This window comes from Methylomonas methanica, from assembly GCF_001644035.1.
Classification (GTDB): Bacteria; Pseudomonadota; Gammaproteobacteria; order Methylococcales; family Methylomonadaceae; genus Methylomonas; species Methylomonas methanica_A.
Genome location: NZ_LUUG01000077.1, coordinates 24,648 through 44,729, shown reverse-complemented (window position 1 = coordinate 44,729; position 20,082 = coordinate 24,648). Strand labels below are relative to the sequence as shown.

16 protein-coding genes and 2 pseudogenes are annotated in these 20,082 nt (G+C 52.1%); 4 read left to right on the top strand and 14 right to left on the bottom strand.

What is annotated here, in order from left to right; translation table 11 throughout:
* On the top strand, positions 1 to 205 hold a 205-nt coding region (locus A1332_RS26515), incomplete at its 5' end, for a hypothetical protein (RefSeq protein ID WP_419865992.1).
* A gap of 95 nt (positions 206 to 300) precedes the next feature.
* On the opposite strand, the gene A1332_RS13375 is transcribed toward A1332_RS26515, so the two are convergent.
* Together A1332_RS13375 and A1332_RS13370 are read right to left on the bottom strand one after the other, a co-directional pair.
* Positions 301 to 2,556 (bottom strand): EAL domain-containing protein, encoded by a 2,256-nt coding sequence (locus tag A1332_RS13375; RefSeq protein WP_197491458.1) that lies wholly within the window; start codon positions 2,554 to 2,556, stop codon positions 301 to 303.
* A gap of 587 nt (positions 2,557 to 3,143) precedes the next feature.
* Positions 3,144 to 4,073: a hypothetical protein gene (locus A1332_RS13370; protein WP_064008983.1), complete on the bottom strand. Its 930-nt coding sequence runs from the start codon at positions 4,071 to 4,073 to the stop codon at positions 3,144 to 3,146.
* 559 nt (positions 4,074 to 4,632) lie between these two features.
* Here A1332_RS13370 and A1332_RS26330 point away from each other — a divergent pair.
* Together A1332_RS26330 and A1332_RS26510 are read left to right on the top strand one after the other, a co-directional pair.
* Positions 4,633 to 4,758 (top strand): hypothetical protein, encoded by a 126-nt coding sequence (locus A1332_RS26330; RefSeq protein WP_269454660.1) that lies wholly within the window; start codon positions 4,633 to 4,635, stop codon positions 4,756 to 4,758.
* 33 nt (positions 4,759 to 4,791) lie between these two features.
* Positions 4,792 to 5,112, top strand: coding sequence for a tyrosine-type recombinase/integrase (locus tag A1332_RS26510; protein ID WP_419865993.1), 321 nt, complete (start codon positions 4,792 to 4,794; stop codon positions 5,110 to 5,112).
* 107 nt (positions 5,113 to 5,219) lie between these two features.
* On the opposite strand, the gene A1332_RS13355 is transcribed toward A1332_RS26510, so the two are convergent.
* Genes A1332_RS13355 through A1332_RS13345 form a run of 3 tightly spaced genes read right to left on the bottom strand, consistent with a single transcriptional unit; the run spans position 5,220 to position 7,869 of the window.
* Positions 5,220 to 6,458: a DUF1173 family protein gene (locus A1332_RS13355; RefSeq protein ID WP_064008980.1), complete on the bottom strand. Its 1,239-nt coding sequence runs from the start codon at positions 6,456 to 6,458 to the stop codon at positions 5,220 to 5,222.
* A complete protein-coding gene (locus A1332_RS13350) occupies positions 6,455 to 6,748 on the bottom strand; it encodes a hypothetical protein (protein WP_064008979.1) in 294 nt (97 codons plus the stop codon). Before A1332_RS13350 ends, A1332_RS13355 begins: the two co-directional genes overlap by 4 nt.
* Before the next feature lie 26 nt (positions 6,749 to 6,774).
* Entirely contained in the window at positions 6,775 to 7,869 is a 1,095-nt protein-coding gene (locus tag A1332_RS13345) for an integrase domain-containing protein (RefSeq protein WP_197491457.1), read from the bottom strand.
* A gap of 1,687 nt (positions 7,870 to 9,556) precedes the next feature.
* Here A1332_RS13345 and A1332_RS13340 point away from each other — a divergent pair.
* Entirely contained in the window at positions 9,557 to 10,672 is a 1,116-nt protein-coding gene (locus tag A1332_RS13340) for a Fic family protein (protein WP_064008978.1), read from the top strand.
* 99 nt (positions 10,673 to 10,771) lie between these two features.
* Here A1332_RS13340 and A1332_RS13335 read toward each other — a convergent pair.
* The 9 genes and pseudogenes from A1332_RS13335 to A1332_RS13295 form a co-directional block, all read right to left on the bottom strand.
* Positions 10,772 to 10,972: pseudogene (locus A1332_RS13335) on the bottom strand (transposase domain-containing protein); the annotation flags it as partial.
* 51 nt (positions 10,973 to 11,023) lie between these two features.
* The gene (locus A1332_RS13330; protein WP_064008976.1) at positions 11,024 to 12,664 is read right to left on the bottom strand and encodes a PepSY domain-containing protein; all 1,641 of its coding nucleotides are present in this window, start codon (positions 12,662 to 12,664) and stop codon (positions 11,024 to 11,026) included.
* An 89-nt stretch (positions 12,665 to 12,753) separates the two neighbouring features.
* Positions 12,754 to 13,344, bottom strand: coding sequence for a peroxiredoxin (locus tag A1332_RS13325; protein ID WP_064008989.1), 591 nt, complete (start codon positions 13,342 to 13,344; stop codon positions 12,754 to 12,756).
* 52 nt (positions 13,345 to 13,396) lie between these two features.
* Positions 13,397 to 14,119: a c-type cytochrome gene (locus A1332_RS13320; protein ID WP_082879686.1), complete on the bottom strand. Its 723-nt coding sequence runs from the start codon at positions 14,117 to 14,119 to the stop codon at positions 13,397 to 13,399.
* Positions 14,120 to 14,250: 131 nt separating this feature from the next.
* A pseudogene (locus A1332_RS13315) lies at positions 14,251 to 14,658 on the bottom strand (peroxiredoxin); the annotation flags it as partial.
* Between the two features lie 64 nt (positions 14,659 to 14,722).
* Positions 14,723 to 15,073, bottom strand: coding sequence for a hypothetical protein (locus A1332_RS13310; protein ID WP_082879688.1), 351 nt, complete (start codon positions 15,071 to 15,073; stop codon positions 14,723 to 14,725).
* A 393-nt stretch (positions 15,074 to 15,466) separates the two neighbouring features.
* Entirely contained in the window at positions 15,467 to 16,930 is a 1,464-nt protein-coding gene (locus A1332_RS13305) for a DUF1501 domain-containing protein (RefSeq protein ID WP_064008973.1), read from the bottom strand.
* A gap of 104 nt (positions 16,931 to 17,034) precedes the next feature.
* On the bottom strand, positions 17,035 to 19,371 hold the full coding sequence (locus A1332_RS13300) for a DUF1549 and DUF1553 domain-containing protein (RefSeq protein WP_197491456.1): 2,337 nt from the start codon (positions 19,369 to 19,371) through the stop codon (positions 17,035 to 17,037).
* 63 nt (positions 19,372 to 19,434) lie between these two features.
* Entirely contained in the window at positions 19,435 to 19,941 is a 507-nt protein-coding gene (locus A1332_RS13295) for a rhodanese-like domain-containing protein (protein WP_064008972.1), read from the bottom strand.
* Between the last annotated feature and the right edge of the window lie 141 nt (positions 19,942 to 20,082).

The following is a 20,082-nucleotide window of genomic DNA, read 5'->3' as shown; positions in this document are numbered from 1 at the left end:
GCTAACCAATCCATCTTTTTATCAATCCACAACAGCATCGCGCCTCTCTGCTTCAGAGATTGATTGTAATCAGGCCAGTTTTGGGTTCGGTATTTCTTCGGTTGTGGCTTGGGCACACAAGTTGGGGACTAGTGAATTCCCTTCTAACATGGGGCTGTTGTCTATTTATGCAACAAAGCCGTTAAACACCGGCTTTCTGTCATAGACTCCGTTTCTGGAGTAACCGGATTAAACACAAACGTATCTCACCGGTGAAAAATTACTTGAAAAGCCTTTTTTTAGTGGCAATTGCCGCAAGCCCTAAGTCTTATCCGCCATAAATGCAGCGAATGCCTCTGGAGGCATAGGTCGGGCAAAATGGTACCCTTGCACTTCGTCGCACTGGCAACTGCTTAGATACTCAAGCATTTCTTGGTTTTCTACGCCCTCGGCAATGACACGCAGATTCAGGGTATGCGCCATCTGCACAATAGCGCGAACGATAGCTGCATCATTTGGATCAATGGCTATATCACCCACAAAAGACTGGTCAATCTTCAGACGGTCGATCTTAAATTTTTTAAGGTAAGCAAGACTAGAGTAGCCAGTGCCAAAATCATCAATGGCAAGCTTTAGTCCAGTATCCTTTAAGTCTTTTAGCAAAGACAGCATGTAATCCATGTCATGCAGGAGAATCGACTCAGTCAATTCTATTTCGAGATATTGCGGATCTAAGCCGCTATTATCTAATGCACTACGCACCAGGTTTTCGACATTGCCGCGTTTGAACTGAACGGCGGACATATTGACCGCGATCACTATTGGCGGCAAGCCTGCCATTTGCCAAGCGACTGCTTGCCTGCACGCTTCATTCAGCACCCATTCGCCGATCTCGACAATTAAGCCGTTCTGCTCGGCAATACTGATGAATCGCCCAGGTGGAATCAGCCCTTCGAGCGGATGATTCCACCGAACTAAAGCTTCTACTCCCTGTACATTGCCCGTGGCGAGGTCAATCTGCGGCTGATAATGCAGCGTGAATTGCTTGCACTTTACCGCCTCGCGTAGTTCATGGGTGATGCGCATATATTCAAAGCTATCGCTGTTAAGTTGCTCGGTAAAATAGCGATAGGTATTGCGACCGGCGTCTTTTGCTTGATACATGGCCTTGTCCGCTCGCTTCATCAGCGTCTCGAAGTTGCCGCCATCATCAGGGTAGACGGCAATACCGATAGAGCAGGACAACGATAAATGCCGTCCTTCAAGTACAAAAGGCTTGGCGATGTGTTCGAGGATCTTGTCGACCATAGTACTGATCGAATCGGTATCCGGCATATTGGCCAATGCTATGAAAAACTCGTCTCCGCCGGGGCGGCACAGCGTATCGGTATCGCGTACACATACCTTCAACTGAGAGGTAACGCAACGCAGCAGTTCATCGCCTGCGGTGTGCCCCAATGAGTCGTTTAGCATCTTGAATTGATCGAGATCAAGATTCAACACCGCGACCTTATGATGGGACCGGGCCGCAAAAGCTATCGCATTTTCAAGCCTATCCTTGAACAGCATGCGATTAGGCAGCCCGGTCAATGCATCATGCGAAGACAGATAGCGAATTTGCTCCTCGGCATTTTTGCGTTCGCTGATGTCGCTAAAAATGCCAATGTAGTGGGTAGTTTTGCCCGACAGATCGTTGACTGTCGAAATCGCCAGCCATTCGGGGAAGATTTCACCGTTTTTGCGACGATTCCAAATCTCACCGTGCCAATGGCCGAATGTGTTTATGCTGTCCCACATTGCAGCATAGAAGCTTCGATCGTGGTGACCAGACGACAGTTTTTTGGGCGTCTCGCCCAAGAGCTCTTCACTAGTGTAGCCCACCATTTTGCTGAAGGCTGGATTCACCAACAGGATAACCTTGTTAGGGTCAGTGACCATGATGCCTTCTTCACTGCCCTCGAAAACTTTCTGAAACAAACGTAAAGATTCTAGCGACTTATTCCGATCCAACACGATGCCAATAATTGACGAACCGATTTCAAGCAATTTTTGGTGGAATGGACTTGGTGAGCGATGTTCAAAACTGGACAGTGCGAACGTACCTTTAATCTTTTGCTCGCTGGAATAAATCGGTACCGACCAGCAGGAACAGAGATTGAAGTTGTAGGCCAAATGTCGCAGGTCTTGCCAACGTAAATCGGCGAAGGTATTGCTGACGAACTGCGGCTCTTGCCGATAGATAACATTGCCGCAAGACCCACCACCCGGCCCAGGCCTCAGGCCGTTAAGCTGAGCAACACCTTCAGGCGGAATACTGGGTGCCGCATACACATTTAGAAATTCGTAAGCCTCATCCATCAGCATCACAGAACCGACCGAGTTTGGCAGAAGCTGCTCTTCCAAGCGACAAACCTGATTGATGATTTCCATATGATCGACGCCGAGCGCGACTGACTCGAGAATGGCCTGCTGAAGATGCAGGATCTTTTCCTGTTCCTCGCTAGAAAGTGAGCTGTACTCGACCGTCGGCAGTCCAGTTGAACAACTCAACGTCGCAGTTTTCTCAAGATTTTTCATCTAGTTGAAGCCCAATTTCAAATGTTGATCAAATTATGACGATATACCTCAATGCATCATAAGTTTAGTTCATGACCAATAGAAAATCCCGAAGGCCAAATAATCAATCAAGCTCCGTTTTGCCTACTCGTTGATTGAAATGGTCTCTTTTTCATCCAAGCGACAGTCAGCTGTATAGTACTAACCGGTAAGCCAAATTATTACCGCGAAAGGCTGATTTGAGTCGGTTTAACTCAATGCCGAACGGCCCCTTTCAGGTTTCGGAATTCAACGACAGCTTTTTTCCGGCGATGAATCTGAAGAGCAGAGGGTCGCCAGGCGACCCATAAGAGACAATCGTTTTGGCTTTTCAAATGGCAGTAAATGGATTATGAGCCGACGTTGGGTTTGTAAAGGTAGGCTGGGTTGAATGATAATGAAACCCAGCTTCGAAACTGAAAAGTCTTGTAATCCAAAAACAGTTTGAATGCAAAGAAACTCGGTTATTTCAAAGTATCTGCTGGGTTTCTCCTTGCTCTACCCAGCCTGCGGCCCTAAGCCTGAAGCCGGCGTACCCTGATGACGGCAGCCTCAGTCGATGGTCCCCATCATGGTCGTCGGGCCATTATCATTTCACGTATCGGATTGAATGAGTTGCGGTGCGGCGAGCCTGCAATGTTGTGGAACAGGGAGAATTCCTCAATGTAGGCCTTTTTCAGCCTATCGACATTCGGCGCATGGCTCAGAAAGCCGCTCGATGTCGAAAGGTGGGTTGGGATTGTCTCAAAAAAATTGTGGTGACGGCGCAGCGGAACAGTGGGATTCCTTTCGCTGATCGCGATGTTGGTCAGGACGACCGCCAGAAAGTCCTCGATCTGGTTATAGCCTTCGAACATCTCCTTGTCCTCGTGATCGTCCACGAGATCCTGCATGACGCGAAGTGCATGTACGATCTCATGAAACAGGACGTCCTCGGTTTCCATCCCAGCCGCAAAGTCCTTAGCGTACATGAGGTCGGCCATCGCCCTGAGGGCGCTGTTCTTGTCCCAGGTGAATGGATTGAACTGAATAATGGCAAAGTCGCCGTCGCCCTTGATGCCCTTGCTGGAATCTCTCTTGTGGCCGCCGGCGTCGCGTCCATACGTGTGAGCGTTGAAGTTTTTCAGAAAAACGTCTTCGCGCTTGTCGCCGGAGGACTCTTTCAATCTCGGCCGGTTGTCCATCGGTGTAATCAGAATACAGGTCCCAGTGCGGGCGGCGGTCCTCTCGACTTCGGTCAGGACACAGGCCACCGTCCACAATGAGGGATAGCAATACGATGTCAGGATTTCTAGCATGCGCTTTTCCCACAGTTGGGCCGCCTCTTGCGCCAGCGTTGCCGCCATGCTGGTGAGGCCGGCTTCTTTGAGGAAATCGGAGTCGTTATAGTCGTTTTGAAAATACTCTGTGTTCGCAACAACGCGGAGAGCGGGATACTTCGTCACGCCCTTTCCTGCGGTCCACAGCCGCCTCTTGGTTTCTTCAGGCAAGTTCGACATGATGTTGCTCTCACGGATAGGAATTGGAATCGCAAGCGAGGCTAATCTTAGCCTTGGTTACACTTGTCATCAAATTATCGCGTCCTTGATGACTTCTCAGATGAGCGTTAATCGCTCCTTACGAAACCTCGCCCGGCGCCATTGGCTCTGCCAGTGCCGGGCAGAGCCAATGGCGTTAAACATTAGCACCTTTTGTCCGTCAGTGCTACCCTGCCCTCAAGAGCCCAATGATGGCGAGCCACCTTCCGAGCACGGTCAGGCCCAGCCGATCAGCACCAAGAGCAGTATCTCGCAGCAGGCGGGGATCAAGAATACCGGGAGGACCCGGCAGAAAGCCAAGAGGGCTACCAGCAGCAAGACCTCGCCAAGCCTGATCGGTTGCACGAGGGACCGTCGCCAGAGCATCAGTCCATCCCCTGAGGCCGCCTAACAAATTATTAAGCTGTTAACGGTATATCTAGCACGAAACCTGGGGCGCAACAATAAAGTTGTGAACTGCAAGGATTTTCCCTTCCGTATATCATCCAAGCTGAACCAATAGGTGAAATTGGAGGGTGTCATGTTGACTGTTCCCACATCCCTTAGTCAATCGTTCGAGTCGCGGCTTAGCTTACGCAATGCCGGGGTGTTTTTATCCAGTGCGTTGGATGTGAAATATAAAAATGCAGCCAAGGAATTTGCGTGACAATGGTTGTTCCCCGCCAAATCGCTGACTTTGGTGCCCGGAAGTGAAGACTACAGGCGTTGGCATTTGCACAAAACTCATGTGCAACGTGCGTCGGTGCATACGTTTCGCCACAGCTTCGCCAGTCATTTTCTGCAGGCCAACGTCGATTTTCGCACCATTCAGGAATTGCTCGGCCACAGCGATTTGAAAACAATCATGATCTACACCCACACGGTGTCCAGTGTGACGATTAAAGTAGCTAAAAGCCCATTGGATTTTGACCCAAGCCAAATCATCGGCAGCAATGAGCCAGTTACCTGTCCCCCACTGAAAATTGGTGACTGTCTCTTGATGGCCGATAGGTTGAGGTAGCTAACGTCGGCTTTGTAGTCCTCCAGTTCCAGAATCTGGCTTCGGCCGACTGGCGGCTTTGGAGAAGCGCGAGTGGCAAAAATAGGGCGTGCCCAGCCAATGGCAGTTCATGTCCTAACCGAAAAATCCGGCATCACTTTCTCGGTGTCAGGTTCCCATTGCCAACATGGAATGCCATGGTCTCGATAGTACTGAAGCTTTTCCAGTTTTTGAGCTTGGTATTTGTCATCGTTGGTGATGCCAAACACCTCCATGACCCATGGAACCTGGCAGTCTTGTAACATAAAATCCAGCAGGTATCGTAGTTCGCCCTCCAATTTCAACGGCTTGCTAAATCTGCGCTGTTCGGCAATCAGTTTGTCGTCCACCTGCAGTTCATAGGATGAGTCGACCGGAATGAATTGCCGGTTGGTACGGATCAGTCCAATGTCGCTGACAGCAAAGCTGGTTTTGCTGCGAAATACCGTCGCAATCGCCAAAATGCGCCGGTCGGGTTTGCCAATTTCGTCGAGTAACTGACCAAAGCTGTTGGTCGCCTTTCTGGCCACGGGCGGCGTCAGCCACAGTGGGACGTTCAACAGTTTCAATTTGAGCCCAAGGGAGCCTTCGACCTTGGTGGAGTTCCGGCACTCCATGATTTCACCGACCACGATGGCAGTTTGTTGTGGATCATCTGTCCTGGTTTGCAGCGTAGCCAGGTTGATGGCCTGACTGTGCTCCAGGCTCCGTTTCCAGAGGGTAATGACCAGGCGTTCCCCGACGGGTTGCTGCTTTTCCAGGGTGATGGTTTGCGCAGCTTTCGTTAGTGCTCGGGTAGATGCTGCAAACCGGCGTTCCGATTGCTGCGGCTGCCAGTCGTTCAGTTGGGCTTTCTGGATCAGGGCATGGAACAATCCCACTAGCCCGGTGGACGCCCGACCCGGTTTAAGGCAGGGCGCCTTGCTTCGAGGTAGATTAGGTTTGTCTTCAGCAACCGGATTGTCGTCGGTTTGCTTGGTCGTGAAGCTGTTACGCGTCAGCCGAGTCTGCAGTTTGACATCGACGATATCGCCTTCGTACTGGATTGCCGGTTTCTGTTTGGCTAATGGGCCTCCGGATTCCGGCGGCTCGTACAATAGACACCATTCGGCATGGTGATGACTGGTGTCGGCTTTCCGAGCCAGATAATATCGTTGACCACGAGCTTTGATGACCAATTGCCGATTCCGTGTATCCGTCAGACACTGACAGCAGGGCCGTTCGGTGCAGCCATGATACCGGCGCGATATCTGTTGGGCTTTGGAATGGCTGCGGTCGCTCGGCCACAGATAGTCGTAGGTTTCCCCATCCAGTAATAATTCACTCATGGCTGATCCTCCTTATGTTCGGATTTGGCAATACATAATGGTTTCGGCGGTTGCCCCGGTTTGTCAGTCCATTCCCAGATCACGCATAACGCCAGCCAATAGGCATGAGCGGTTTTCGGTGCCAGATCGCGATGGGCTTTCCAGAAGGCGATGACATGGCGTTTGCCGATTTCGTGCAGGTTATGCGGCCGTTCTGTTTGCTCAATGAATTCCACGAACTTGATCATGCGGCCGACCTGCAAGCGGCGATGGGCTTTGGCGCCTTGGCGCCTTGGCGCCTTGGCGGACATAGTGGTGGGCCAGAGCCTGGATCTGTTTAACCAATATAGACACGCACCACCTCCAGACGCTCATGTCCCAGTTCCTGCGAGAGGATGCTTCGGGCACGTTGGTCCAATGCTTCAGCGGCTTCCAGACTAATGCAGAGCTGCGCTGCCATGTAGCTATGCCAGGTAGATTTGGAGATTGTCGTATTGATGGGCGCCGGTATGCCGGTTAATGCCTGATAGCGTTGCTGGGCATAATGATGACGCTGACCATGAAACTGGAATGGCTGTTGTTGTGCTTGGAGGTAGCAATGGTTGCGAAAATCGACATAGAGCAGATTAGCGGGAACCATCGAAGGTCCATTCTGCAGGCTGGCGGCTGTTTCCAGTGTCGCCAAGGCTTCCGCTGACACTGGAACCTGGCGCCGTTTACCGCCTTTGGTGCCGCTGAAGACCGTGATGCGCTGTTCCCGTTGTGCTTGGCCAAGCGCTTTTTGCGCATCCAGCAAAGCCGATTCCTTGAAACGCAAGCCTAATGTCCGTTGCAGATTCAGCAATGCGGCAATGCGTTCATCGTCGACACTGACTTGCAACTGGTCGTGCTGCGACTGCGGCATGGCTTTGCTGGTTTCCGGAATGTAGCGCCGCTTGGGTATGCTGCAATCACGCGTTGGACTGACCGTCTGCCATTCGCCGTGCGTTGCGGACGTCATGATGCTGTTGACTGCCGAGACGTACAGTTGTGCCGTCGAGGCTTTCAATTCGTCGCGCTGCACCCTGGATTTCAACGCCTCACCATATGCAATCACCTGCTCGCGGTTAATATCTTCCATGCGTTTTATGCCTTGGGTTTGTTCCAGCCATTTGGCAAACACCGACCAGCGTTCGGCGATTGTGCCGCGCGTAGCGAAGGCTTTGCCGCACTGATGGGCGCAGGTTTTACCGGCTCGGGTCAGGTTGCGACTGCCCAGGCCGACATTGCGTCCGAGTTTATTGCCGGGTGTTCCTCGCTGTTTGCGATCATGTGTTTTTCTCGGTTTGGCACGATCAGCCGAAGCCGCGTTTGCCATATCGGCTTCGTCCGCTTGATCTTGATTTATCGACTTTCGTTTCGATGGGTTGGATTTAGTGGGTTGGGTCGGCATACGATTCTCCAAAAAATGGTTGGCAACAGACTCCCTTGTCCAAAGCGGACTGGGGCTGATTTCATGGGCAATGCCATGCACATCAGCCGTCGGCTTTGAACAAGGGAGCCGGGGTGGCCTTGGTAAAACAGTTTTTCTTTCGTCATGAGCGGGGGACCCCGGCTCCAACCCCACTTTGGTATACAAGGCCAAACTCATGACGATGAGTGTTGACGCACGGGTTGCCTACCCGGCGGAGGTGTATACCCAGTGTGAGGTGCGCGGCTTATGACTCGCTGCGCGGGCGAGTAATTGGTGTCGGTCGATGACGAACTCGGGGTGCTGGCCAGACGGATTCAGCGTCCACCTGCGACGCTAAACTCGGCCCCTTACACGTTCGAGACAGACTGACCCGGCAAAACCCGCGGCTATTACGCAGGTATCCGATTGATTAACTTGATGGAAATGCTTGAATCCCGTTCTGTTTCTGTTTTTTAGAAACGGCGAAACAGCGGGCTTGGGTTTTTACCGGAAGACGTTATGCAAACGTCCGGGTATGACTTTGAAGGGAATCCAGATCCAATCCGCGTGACGAAATCGGTTGTTACGCCGGCAAACGCGACTGCCGGTGGCACAGACCGATGTGAAAACGGGACGACGGGATTCTTAAGAGACGTTCAATCGCCTTGCTCGGGTGGGCAGGCAGTCGCCTGACGCCGATCCAGATCGGAACGATTGATATAAAAACCCTAGCTATAAGATTGCCACCACCGAAGCGGTCAAACGACCTTTCAGTTATCCATTTTGCGGAACCAGGGTTCCAGACAAAATTTCTGCGCGCCTGCAAACGCGCAATGGCAACATCACCTTTCGAAACCCTACTTGCGCGGTCTATAGGTTTGCGCCATCAAGGCGCTTTTGATTACTCAGCGATCGGCAGACGATCGTTGATGAGTTTAAAACTAGCTTTAATATCGACAGCGACCGTGCCTTTCATCAAGGCGCATTTTCCCTGCCGCCCCAGATAGAGCGTTTTCAAAACTCCATCTGCACCAAAAAAATATATTTAAGCGTGGACGCATGACCCTAAGGCCCAACGGACACAGTACATCCAGCGGCGTTCCTCTGCCATCCCACTAGGGACTCTATAGTTGGTACTTCTTCGCTTTTATACTGCCGAAGTGCAGTCTATGAAAATTTCGTCCCGAAAAATTCTACGTGCGGGGATATTTTGGGGTTGAAATTGAGCGGCTGTCAAATAGTTTTTTCATTTTATTTCAATTGCTTAAGCAATAAAACCAAGCTGGACGGCGTTGGATTTTATTGGACAATTCAGATTTAAAGTTATGAATGACTTTCGCACCGACCGCCATTGAAAATCGGGGCATTAAAAGCTGGGATGACGCCAAAATCGATTAAATCGATTTCGATAAGAGACAGACCTCGATGATCTGGAAGCTGATTTATAAACATCGTCTGCGAGTAATACCAGTAATATTTGGTAATCCCTCGACATATCCTTTGCAGCGTAGGCCAGATAACGCGGTAACACCGGTAACACCAGTAATCTCACTTCACTTTAACTTCATCAATTACAACCCTCGCGTTTGCCCATCTTGGTAATTCAGGCTGTCGTGATGCTTAAACAGGTCATTTATAGCTCAATAAATGCTATATTTATGATCGATAAAATCATTTTGTATTGATCATGATCTGGAATTGGCAACTGGCGGGTTGGCCGCGCTTCACCTACAACGCGACGCAGCTGGACGATTTTGAAAAGCGCTTGTTGCTTGGCGCCGGTGTGTCATTCGGCGCGGTTAAGCATTTGTCTGAAGACGACAGACGGCAGCTGACCATCGAGCTGATCAGCAATGAAGCCTTGAAAACATCAGCCATTGAAGGCGAATATCTCAACCGGGACAGCCTGCAGTCTTCGATTTGCCGCCAATTCGGTTTAACCACCGATCATCGAAAAGTCCCGCCAGCCGAACAAGGTATCGCGGAGGTTATGGTCGATCTGTACCAGCACTTTGCCACGCCCATAACTCACGAGCAGTTGTATCGCTGGCATACCTGGATTACGGCTGGTCGTAGCGACCTACAGGATGTCGGGCGGTATCGAACACACGACGACCCGATGCAAATTGTCTCCGGTCCCATTTATGCGCCCAAGGTCCATTTCGAGGCGCCGCCGTCCTGCCAAATGACGCCGGAAATGGATCGGTTCATTGATTGGTTTAATCGCACGGCACCTGATGGAAACACGCCCTTTCCGGCCTTACAGCGCGCGGGGATTGCGCATCTTTATTTTGTCAGCATTCATCCGTTCGAGGACGGCAACGGTCGCATGGGTCGCGCCATTGCCGAAAAGGCGTTGGCCCAATGTCTGGGGCAACCGACATTAATCGCTCTGGCATTTACCATCGAACGTCAACGCAATGCGTACTACACCGCGTTGGAACTGGCTAACAAGCAGATCGACGTGACTGACTGGCTGGTTTATTTCGCCGAATTGGTGATGGCCGCTCAGGAATACACCCATCAATGGATCGATTTCTTAATTCAAAAAACCAAACTCTACGACCACGTGCGTGGGCAACTGAATCCGCGACAGGAAAAAGCGTTGGCCAGAATGTTTCGGGAAGGTCCGGATGGCTTCACAGGCGGATTGAGTGCGGACAAATATCGCAGCATCACAGGAGCACCGTCGGCAACGGCCACTCGCGATCTGCAGGATCTGGTCGCCAAGGGCGTATTGTTTAGAACGGGAGAACGCAAACATACGCGCTACTATTTGAACTTAACCGGAACACTACCTTAAAGTCTGATTACCCGACTCGCAATATCTGGTCCAGTCGGCCATGAGCTGGGATCGTTTTTCCATCAAATCGCCTCGGCGATACGCTGTAAGCGCGTATCCCTACCACTTTGGTCTTTCAGGCAAAATCTGTTTAATGGCATCGATCTGCCCAGGTGTCAAAGGTAGCAATTCATCAATGCGGCTATTGGGCCAGATCGGCAGTTTTTCCAACGTTTCCTTTAACCATGCCGCCGGGTTTAGACCATTAAGTTTGGCAGTACCGAGTAAGGTTTGAATAGCGGCGGCTCGTTGCCCGGTACTGCAAATCCGTTTCATCGCATCAAAAAATTCAACATTTCAAGACTAAACCGCTTAATTCCGCACATCGGCCGCTAGTTCCGGCATATTTTCCGGTTTTGTTAATCTGCGAGTTTTCGGTTTAAACGTTTTGACCAGCCTCTTCCAACCTACCACCAGCGAACTAGCGCCCAACACTAAACCGAAACCTACCCAGGTCAACATCCAGGCATCCCAAATCGGCCGGTGATACAGCCAACCGAAATCCCAATGATGCAATCCGGAATACAGCCAACGAAACACTCGGCGACTACGGTCCAGCTTGGCTAACAAGCTACCGTCCTGCGGATCCAGATAAAACCGGGTGCCGACTTCGTCCGCCAATTGCACAACCACCACCGGCAAGGGCTTTTCCACCACGCTTTGATGATGGCGGGGGTAATAATAGCTGTCGTAGTCGTCCAATAACTCCTGGCTGGCGATTGGCGTATCCTCCGCCACGCGGTTAATTGCCTCGGTTAAAGATACTTTATTGAATAAAGGCACCGAACCCGCCACGGTTTGCGGCAATCGCTGACCATCGCGTCCGTAGGCCAATAAAACCGCTTCGCCGCCCAAGCGCCGCCAACCCAATTCTACGATGTCGTTACCCTCAGAAGAATTAAGCGGGCCAGGTTGCCAATTGCGCATCGCATCCGGCAAGACCTTGCCCAAATAACGGTTCAGTTCTTGCCGACTCGGATTGGCTTCTGAGAAGAATTTGCCGGGATTGGTATCGATAAATCCGCTCAGCGCCCAGGACAGCGCGACGGTACCGCCAATCAAACCGCTCCAGAAATGCCATTTGAACCAAAATTCGCGATACGGCTGCGTGCGGCCTTGCGAGTAGGTGGGCTTGCCGTTAAAACCCGGCCGCCAGCGCAGCCAGCCGATAATCAAACCGGTAATGCACGCGATAGTCGCGCCCAAGCCGGACCATAATTGCACATCGTGGCGATATTGCCCCAGACCGATGGCTTCCAGGGGCTTGAATAAATGCAACCAGTTGCCGGCATAGTAAAACGCCCTATCGACGCGGGTCGAGGCATGCAGCACTTCGCCGGTACGCGCCGAAATCAACAACTCGTCGCCATCGTCGCTTGCTACCCGATGAAACGGCCGCAAGGCATCCTGGTTGCGCAGAATAATGGGCGCTTCCACCGTTTCCACTACTTGCAAGTTATGGTTAATACCGTCGCGTTTGAACCAGTCGTCGGCGATGCGTAGCGCCTGCTCCACCGAGGTTTCGCGTAAGCCGCCGTCTAGCGCCGACAAAGCAAAGCGCGCGCCTTTGGTATCTTCCACCAGCCAAAACGGCTCGTCGTTACGTCTCACCAAGCGTGCATCGGCTATACCGACAGCATGTTCGACGCCATTGCCCGCTTCGGCTTTTGCCTGCGCGCCATGTTCACCCATGCTTGCCGGCTTGGATTTATGTTGCGCGGCAAACAGCTTGCGCTGCTCGGCACTGCGATCCCAGGCTTCGCCCAGGCTCAACCAGCCGGCTTCCGGGGCCAGGCTTTCCGCATGCGCCAGTTGTTGACTGCGGCTTTGCGTGGTCGGCGTCGAATAGATGATCGCGATGCTGGTAAAAAACCAGAAAAACATGAACAAAGCCAACACCACCCCCAGCCAGCGGTGGGTTTCATATAACAACCAATTCAAAGACTTCTTCATTACCGCCCTCTTAAACACCTTTTGTTGATGACACTACCCGTTGAGAATAAGCTTGTACTTCGCCCCCTACTGCACACGTCCTTAACCCGTTATTGTCCAGCCTGTGCGGATTTGCCCAAACCTTGCACAATCTCCAAGGCTTTTTCGACATTTTCGGCGGGTTGCAAGTCGCCCACGCTGGCAACGATCTTGCCGTCCGCCGCCACCACAAACGTGGTCCGGGCGATAGAACCGTGATTAACTTGAACGCCGCGACTGTCGAAACGCCCGGTTTTTGATTCGTCCACGCTTAACCCATAAGCATTGGCAATCTTGCCGTCCGCATCCGAAGCCACCGGAAATTTGCTGGCGCAGTACTCAGGGTCGGCCGAAAACGCGTTCAAACGCTCGATGCTGTCCAGAGACACGCCGACGATAGTCGCGCCGGCAGCGGCGAATTTGTCATGATTAATAGCAAAGGTTCTTGCTTGAATATTGCAGCCGCGCCCGTAAGCGGTCGGATAGAAATACACCACTACCGGGCCCTTGCCGCGCGCCTCTTTCAACGAATAGGCAAACGGTTTGCCGGCAAACGAGGCTTGCGTATTGAAATCCGGCGCGACATCGCCTTCTTGCAAGCCGGCCAGAGCCGAAAACGCGACTAACAGCAATAGGGCGTTACCCAGAAAAAAACGTTTCATATCAACTCCGTAAAAAGGATGGGAATAAGCTTCCAGCGGCACGCTCATCTCGTTACAACCCCGACAGGTATTCGACCAAGGCATTCAGTTCATCGTCGTTCAACGACTTGGCGACCTTGTTCATCACGGCCTCCGGGCTGTTTTTGCGTTCACCCAGCTTCCAGTTGGTCAATTGACTGCGCAGATAAACCCGGCGTTGTCCGCCGATCACCGGGTAAATGACGTTGTCCTTTACCATGCCTTTACCATTTTCACCGTGGCAACTGGCGCACGCGGGCAAATCTCGCGCCGCATCGCCGTTTACGAACAAATTTTTGGCGAGCGGATTGTCGGCAATCCTGTCGCCGCGCATGACTTTCTGGCTGGCAAAATACGCTGCGATGTCGGCCATGTCTTCTTGAGTCAGATCGGCGGCCATCACACTCATGATTTCGTGATTGCGAGCGCCGGATTTAAAATCGCTGAGCTGTTTAACCAGATAACCGGCGTATTGACCGGCGTGGCTGGGAATTCTGACATCGCCGCTATTGCCATCCTCGCCATGACATTCCTGGCAACGTTCGTCAGCGGACTTTTGTTTACCGGCGACCGGGTCGCCGCTGCCGATGCGTTGCAAGGAAGGCTCAGCGCCCTGCTCGGCAAATACGGTTTTCGCGGAGGCCAACAACGCGAACGTACTGACGGCCAACCACGGACTGCGCCGACGCCAATGTGCTCGTGCTCTGCGAGGTTTGGTTTCGGGCGTCACAGCGAATAGCCAGCGGCAAAACCCCATGTTTAGTTCGCCTTCGATCGATCGGCGGCGAGCTTTTCCACGATTTCCAGGGCTTTGGCGACATTTTCTTCGGGTTTCAAGCCGCCCAAGGTCGCGGCGATTTTGCCGTTCGGCGTGACCACGAAGGTAGTGCGCTCGGCAAAGCCATGGTTGATTTCCACACCTCGGCTATCGGTTTTACCCGGCGCGGCGGCTTTCACGGCAATATCGTAATTGCCGGAGATTTTGCCGTCGGCATCGGACGCCACCGGAAATTTGCTGGCGCAGTAATTAGGGTCGGCGGAAAAGTCGTTCAGGCGTTCGATGCTGTCCAGCGATACACCGACGATGCTGGCACCGGCGGCGGCAAATTTTTCGTGATTGACCGCAAAACTATGCGCCTGCAAATTACAACCGCCGGTATAAGCGGACGGATAGAAATACACGACTACCGGGCCTTTTTTCAAAGCGTCTTCCAGCGTGTAATTAAAAGCCTTGCCGGCCAGGGAGGCTTGCGCTTCAAAATCCGGGGCTGGATGGCCTTCGGGCAGCGCGGCCATCACCGGCAAAGCAAATACGACGGGCAACAGGCTTTTCAAAATTAGGTGTTTCATAGGCGTTCAATTAGAGGGGTTTGTATTTGTCGTGGCAGGCGCCGCGGCATTGTTTGGAAAAGTCGTTGGCGGCAACGGCAGCCGTATCGAAATCGCCGGCAGACAGCGCATTCTGAATATTCGCCGCCTTGTCCTGATATTCCTTGGCGTTATGCGTCGCGTCATCGGCATTGCCGCGCTTCGCAAAAAATCCTTCGACCAGCTTGAATTCGTCCTGTAATTGCTTGGCTTGCGTTACCGCGGTGTTGGCATCCTTGGCGGCAATATTGTTTTGCACTTCCTGAATTTTGGTTTCCACATCATTCATTAACTCTTCGAAATCGAATTCGCTTTCGGCAATCACCGCACTGCTGCTGAGCACTAACCACACTCCGAAAAGATAAATCGTCTTTCGCATATCAATAACCCTGTCACGGCATTACAAACCGCATTAATAGTTGTCTCGGAACATCTCTAAAATTCCCTCTTTGTCAGCAGAGATCAAGCCTAATACTGCCACCCAAGGCCCCCACAAAGGCCCAGCATCACGTTTTACCGGGAGATAATCCGGTCTGCCATCGATTGGCCACCCAACATCCTTGCCGGGATAAACGCTTGCTCTCTGACAGCGTTTTCTTGAAACCCTGCTTGATAAAGAAGGAATTTTCAGAGATGTCCATTGGTTCAAATTCGCGTCTCACCAGGCTAATAGCCAATTCGGCGAATCGCTTACCCGAAAGCACCACGCCTTCGGGTAAGCCTCTAAGGCCCGAACTTAGGTGATCAATTCCTTGATCACTTTGCCGTACACCACGGTTGGACGTTCCGAACGGCCTTGATACTTGTAAATCAATTTCAAGTGATCCAGACCCAATTGGTTCAACACAGTGGCGTGCAAATCGTAGGTATCGACTTCGGTTCCTTTGATGGCTTGTACGCCCAGTTCGTCGGTGCCGCCATGGGTGTAGCCGGCTTTTACGCCGCCGCCCGCCATCCATTGGGTATAGCCCCAAGGGTTGTGGTCGCGACCGTCGCCGGATTCGCTCCATGGCGTACGGCCGAACTCGGAGGTCCACACCACCAGGGTTTCATCCAGCAAGCCTTTGGCTTTCAAATCTTTCAACAAGCCGGCGATCGGTTTGTCGATAATTTTCGAATGCTTGCTGTGGTTGTCTTCGATGTTTTGGTGCGCGTCCCAATCGCGGCTGTCGCCTTTGATGTCGGTCGGGCCGGATACGACTTGCACGAAGCGCACGCCGCGCTCGGTCAAGCGTCTGGCACGCAACAACAGCTCGCCGTATGGACGGGTGATTTCGTCGTTCAGGCCATATAGCGCTTTAGTCGCTTCGGATTCCTTGCTGAAATCGACCGCTTCCGGTGCGGTTTCCTGCATGCGATAAGCCAGTTCGTATGACTCGGTGCGGGCTTGCAGTTCGCTATCGGTCGGATAGTTAGACGCATGTTTTTGGTTGATCTGTTTCAACAGGTCAAGCGCATGGCGTTTTTCCGCGGCGGCCAAATATTCAGGATTGTTCAAATGCAGAATCGGCGAATTGCCCGGACGGAACGGCGTACCTTGATACACCGCCGGCAAAAAGCCGGATTCCCAGTTAGTCACACCGCCGCGTGGTTCGCGCTTATCGTTATACAACACCACGTAGGCCGGCAGATTCGGATTCGCGGAACCCAAGGCATATTGCACCCATGCGCCCAGCGTTGGCCGCCCGGGGTTCAAACCGCCGGTGTTCAACTTCATGATGGAAATATCGTGGGTGGCGCCAACGGTCACACTGGATTTAATAAATGCCAGGTCGTCGGCATGTTCCGCCAGATTGGGCAACCAGTCGGAAAACCAGGCGCCGCTTTGGCCGTGCTGTTTCCAGTCGCGTTTAGTGGCAATCAATTTGGTAATACCGCCTTGCGTACTGGTTTTGATACCTTGCAAAAACGACGCCGGAATACCGGTACCGGCTTGTTTGACCAACTGGGGTTTGTAGTCGTACAAATCCAGCGTACTGGGGGCACCTGACATATGCAGCCAGATCACGGTTTTGGCTTTAGGCGCAAAATGTGGCGCTTTCGGCGCTAAGGGATTGGCACCGGCCAGCGCTTGCAAGGCAGGGTCGTCTGCAAACGCGCTGGCAATGACGCCACCGCCCGGCAGAAAACCGCTGACAGCCAAGCCGCCCAAGCCATAGCCGGTTTTTATTAAAAAATCTCGACGTGATTTGTTGTTCATTATCTAAACCTCTTGAATATAATTTTGTGTCGGCAACTACTTCGGGTTCGGTAAGGCGCTTGCCGATTCGGCAGACGCCCACTCAGACCGAGTCGTATGTCTGGTTAAAACCGGTAGATAAACTCGTTGGAGTTGGCTACGACGTGGACCAAATCCACGAATGCAGCAGCTCTAACAGGGTCACCCAGCGGCTTGTCCTTAACGCCGGCCGGCACGTTCACTTCAAATTTGCCATCCGCTGCCTTGGCGCGAATGATGGCTTCCTGTTCGTTCAAGAAGGCCTGCAACGACTCTTTCTCGCTATCGTCCGGTTGCCGCGCAAACAGGATTTGATACAGCCTGCTGATCCGATCTTCTTCGTCTTCACCCGCCTCGTTGATTACTCGGCCGGCCAAGGATTTTGACCAATCGAAAATCAGTTCGCTGTTGTACAAGGTCAGAGCTTGCAGCGGCGTGGTGGTTACCTCGCGCTTGCTGTGCGCTTCCTGCGGCGACGCCATGTTGAAGGAATCCAGGATCGGATAAGGGATACTGCGCCGGGTAAAGATGTATAAACTGCGGCGGTTCTGATCGTGAACATCCTTGGAGGTTTTCCAGGCTGGATCGCCTTGGAAGTTACCGCTGGCGGTGTTAATCGCTTTCGGCAATGGCGGGTAAACGCTAGGACCGCCCACTTTCTCTTCCAATTTGCCGGCCGCGGCTAACAAGGAGTCCCTGACTTGCTCAGCTTCCAGCCGTTGGCGCGGAAACACTGCCAGCAATTGGTTTTCACCGTCGGCTTGCGCCACATCTTCACGGTAAGCGGACGATTGCCGATAAACACTGGACAGCAGGATTTCGCGATGCAGTTTTTTTACGCTCCAGCCGTCGTTGACGAATTTGTGCGCCAGGTAATCCAACAATTCCGGATGTGTCGGTTTTTGACCGGCTTTACCGAAATCGCTGACGGTGGTAACGATACCTTTACCGAAATACTGATCCCAAATCCGATTGGTAAATACCCGAGCAGTCAATGGATTGGTCGGGCTGGTAATCCATTTAGCCAGCGCTGAACGGCGACCGGATGAAAACGGCAACGGTTTGATGTCCGGTTTTTCGTCGGTAATCGCTTCCGGGAACGCCGGTTGCACTTCTTCCAAAGGTTTTTCGTGATCGCCCACCGCAAACACATAGCTAGGCGGCGCATCCGGATGACCCAGTTCAGTCATCGCCGAAATGGTATTGGAGGACGTGGTGGGTTTCAGATCATTGAATTTTTTAAGTTCTTTATCCAGTTTTTCCAACTCGGCCCATTGCTCGGCAATCTTTGGATCGCGAGTTTTAGCGTCGGTACTTTCGCCTTTTTCACGGAAATACGATTCCAAGCTACCTTCGTCGGTCACATTAGCCAAACGATGGTTTACCCAACGGTCGCGGGCGTTCCATTGCTCTTTGGGTTTGAAGATCGCTTCCCGCGAGTCGGTCAAATAACGTTCCTTGTGATATTTAAGCGCCTCTTCCCTATGCGTATCGATAATGGCCTTTTTCTTGGCACGAATATCTTTAGTCGCCTCTTCCCATTTGGCGTACTGTTGTTCGTAGGCTTTTTCCACCTCGCCTTTCTTCGCGGGGATATTGTCTACCGGAGCAACATTGGCAAAGAACGACTGTAGCGAGAAATAATCTTTCTGGCTGATCTTGTCGAATTTGTGGTTATGGCAACGCGCACATTCCACGGTTTGCCCCAGCACCACCTTGCCCACGGTATCGGTAATATCCGTGGTAATTTGGTATTTGCGCTGCACCAAATCGCGGGAGTTGCTGTTGTCCGGAAATTGCGCCATGAAGCCGGTGGCAACCAAGGCTTGTTCGTCGCCCGGCCACAACTCGTCGCCGGCCAATTGTTCCTGAATGAATTTACTGTACGGTTTGTCCTGATTAAATGAGCTAATCACGTAATCGCGGTAACGCCACATGTTCAAGCGGTCGTTATCGTTTTGGAAACCGGTACTGTCGGCATAACGCGCCAAATCCAGCCATTTACGCCCTTGGCGCTCACCGTATTTCGGCGAAGCCAGCAAACGGTCAGCCAATTTTTCATAGGCATCGGCTGATTTGTCGTTAACAAACGCATCGACTTCTTCCGGTGTAGGGATGACGCCCCAAACGTCCAGCGTGGCCCGGCGGATGAACGACGCGCGGTCGGTATCTTGCGAAGGCTTGATGCCTTTTGCTTCCAAAGGTGCCAGCACGAAAGCGTCGATAGGGGTTCTCACCCAATCCTTTTGTTGCACGTCAGGCACGACCGGCGCTTTCACCGGTTGATACGACCAGAGTTTGGATTTGGATTGTGCGGCGGGCGCAGCGGCTTCGGTTGCCGGCTTGTCGTCGGCTGCCTGGGCTGCGTCTGAGAGCGCAATTGCCAGCCCCCAGACCACCGCGCAATATAGTTTGATTTTCATGGAATTCCTCCAAAATGTCAGCTTGATAGAACGAAGCCGGGATCACCCAACCTCATTCGGAAATTAACCTTTGTGCTTATGGCCTTTGCTGTGTTCTTGCTCTTTGGCATGTTCTTCAGGTTTGGGTTCTGGCACCGCGATTTTGGTGATTTTGCCGCCCTCTTCTTCATAGTTTTGCGAACCTATCGCACCTACCACTTTGAAACCCTTCTCAGCCAACAAGTCGGCGGATTTACCGGCACGGCCGGCATGATTGGAAACAGTGACGATTGAGCGTTCTTTAGGAATAAACGGTAAAACTTTATCCAGGTCATCAATCTGTACGTTCAAATAGACCGGAAAGGTACCGATCTTGCTGATTTCATCGGGACGCCGCACATCGATAAACAACACTTGCTCGGGCTTGGCGAGCAAAGCATCGATTTCAGCGCGCTTCAATTTTGGAGTTTTATAGGTATAAGGCCGCGCAGCCGGCGCCTCGGCTTTTTTGCCGGCGTCCGCGTCGGCGGCAAACGCTACCGGAGCGGCCAAGATCAGAGCTAATAAAGCAGCAGTGGTCGTGTTTTTCATCGATATTTCTTCCTGTTATTAATTTTGCTAACTGCACGGTTTAGCGCGCGTAAATAAGGTTCCTCATTAGGTAAAAAGCAACTAGCGTGCCACCCAGAAAACACCGGTTTTTTTCAAACGCCTATAAGCCGTTTAAGCATT

What these genes read in the sequence shown, in the direction of transcription:
- A1332_RS13330 (WP_064008976.1), bottom strand. Translation starts at nt 12,664, where the DNA reads ATGAAGAAGTCTTTGAATTGGTTGTTATATGAAACCCACCGCTGGCTG.
- A1332_RS13350 (WP_064008979.1), bottom strand. Translation starts at nt 6,748, where the DNA reads ATGTCCGCCAAGGCGCCAAGGCGCCAAGGCGCCAAAGCCCATCGCCGC.
- A1332_RS13375 (WP_197491458.1), bottom strand. Translation starts at nt 2,556, where the DNA reads ATGAAAAATCTTGAGAAAACTGCGACGTTGAGTTGTTCAACTGGACTG.
- A1332_RS13355 (WP_064008980.1), bottom strand. Translation starts at nt 6,458, where the DNA reads ATGAGTGAATTATTACTGGATGGGGAAACCTACGACTATCTGTGGCCG.
- A1332_RS13320 (WP_082879686.1), bottom strand. Translation starts at nt 14,119, where the DNA reads ATGGGGTTTTGCCGCTGGCTATTCGCTGTGACGCCCGAAACCAAACCT.
- A1332_RS13370 (WP_064008983.1), bottom strand. Translation starts at nt 4,073, where the DNA reads ATGTCGAACTTGCCTGAAGAAACCAAGAGGCGGCTGTGGACCGCAGGA.
- A1332_RS13325 (WP_064008989.1), bottom strand. Translation starts at nt 13,344, where the DNA reads ATGAAACGTTTTTTTCTGGGTAACGCCCTATTGCTGTTAGTCGCGTTT.
- A1332_RS13345 (WP_197491457.1), bottom strand. Translation starts at nt 7,869, where the DNA reads ATGCCGACCCAACCCACTAAATCCAACCCATCGAAACGAAAGTCGATA.
- A1332_RS13305 (WP_064008973.1), bottom strand. Translation starts at nt 16,930, where the DNA reads ATGAACAACAAATCACGTCGAGATTTTTTAATAAAAACCGGCTATGGC.
- A1332_RS13295 (WP_064008972.1), bottom strand. Translation starts at nt 19,941, where the DNA reads ATGAAAAACACGACCACTGCTGCTTTATTAGCTCTGATCTTGGCCGCT.
- A1332_RS13300 (WP_197491456.1), bottom strand. Translation starts at nt 19,371, where the DNA reads ATGAAAATCAAACTATATTGCGCGGTGGTCTGGGGGCTGGCAATTGCG.
- A1332_RS13340 (WP_064008978.1), top strand. Translation starts at nt 9,557, where the DNA reads ATGATCTGGAATTGGCAACTGGCGGGTTGGCCGCGCTTCACCTACAAC.
- A1332_RS26330 (WP_269454660.1), top strand. Translation starts at nt 4,633, where the DNA reads ATGTTGACTGTTCCCACATCCCTTAGTCAATCGTTCGAGTCGCGGCTT.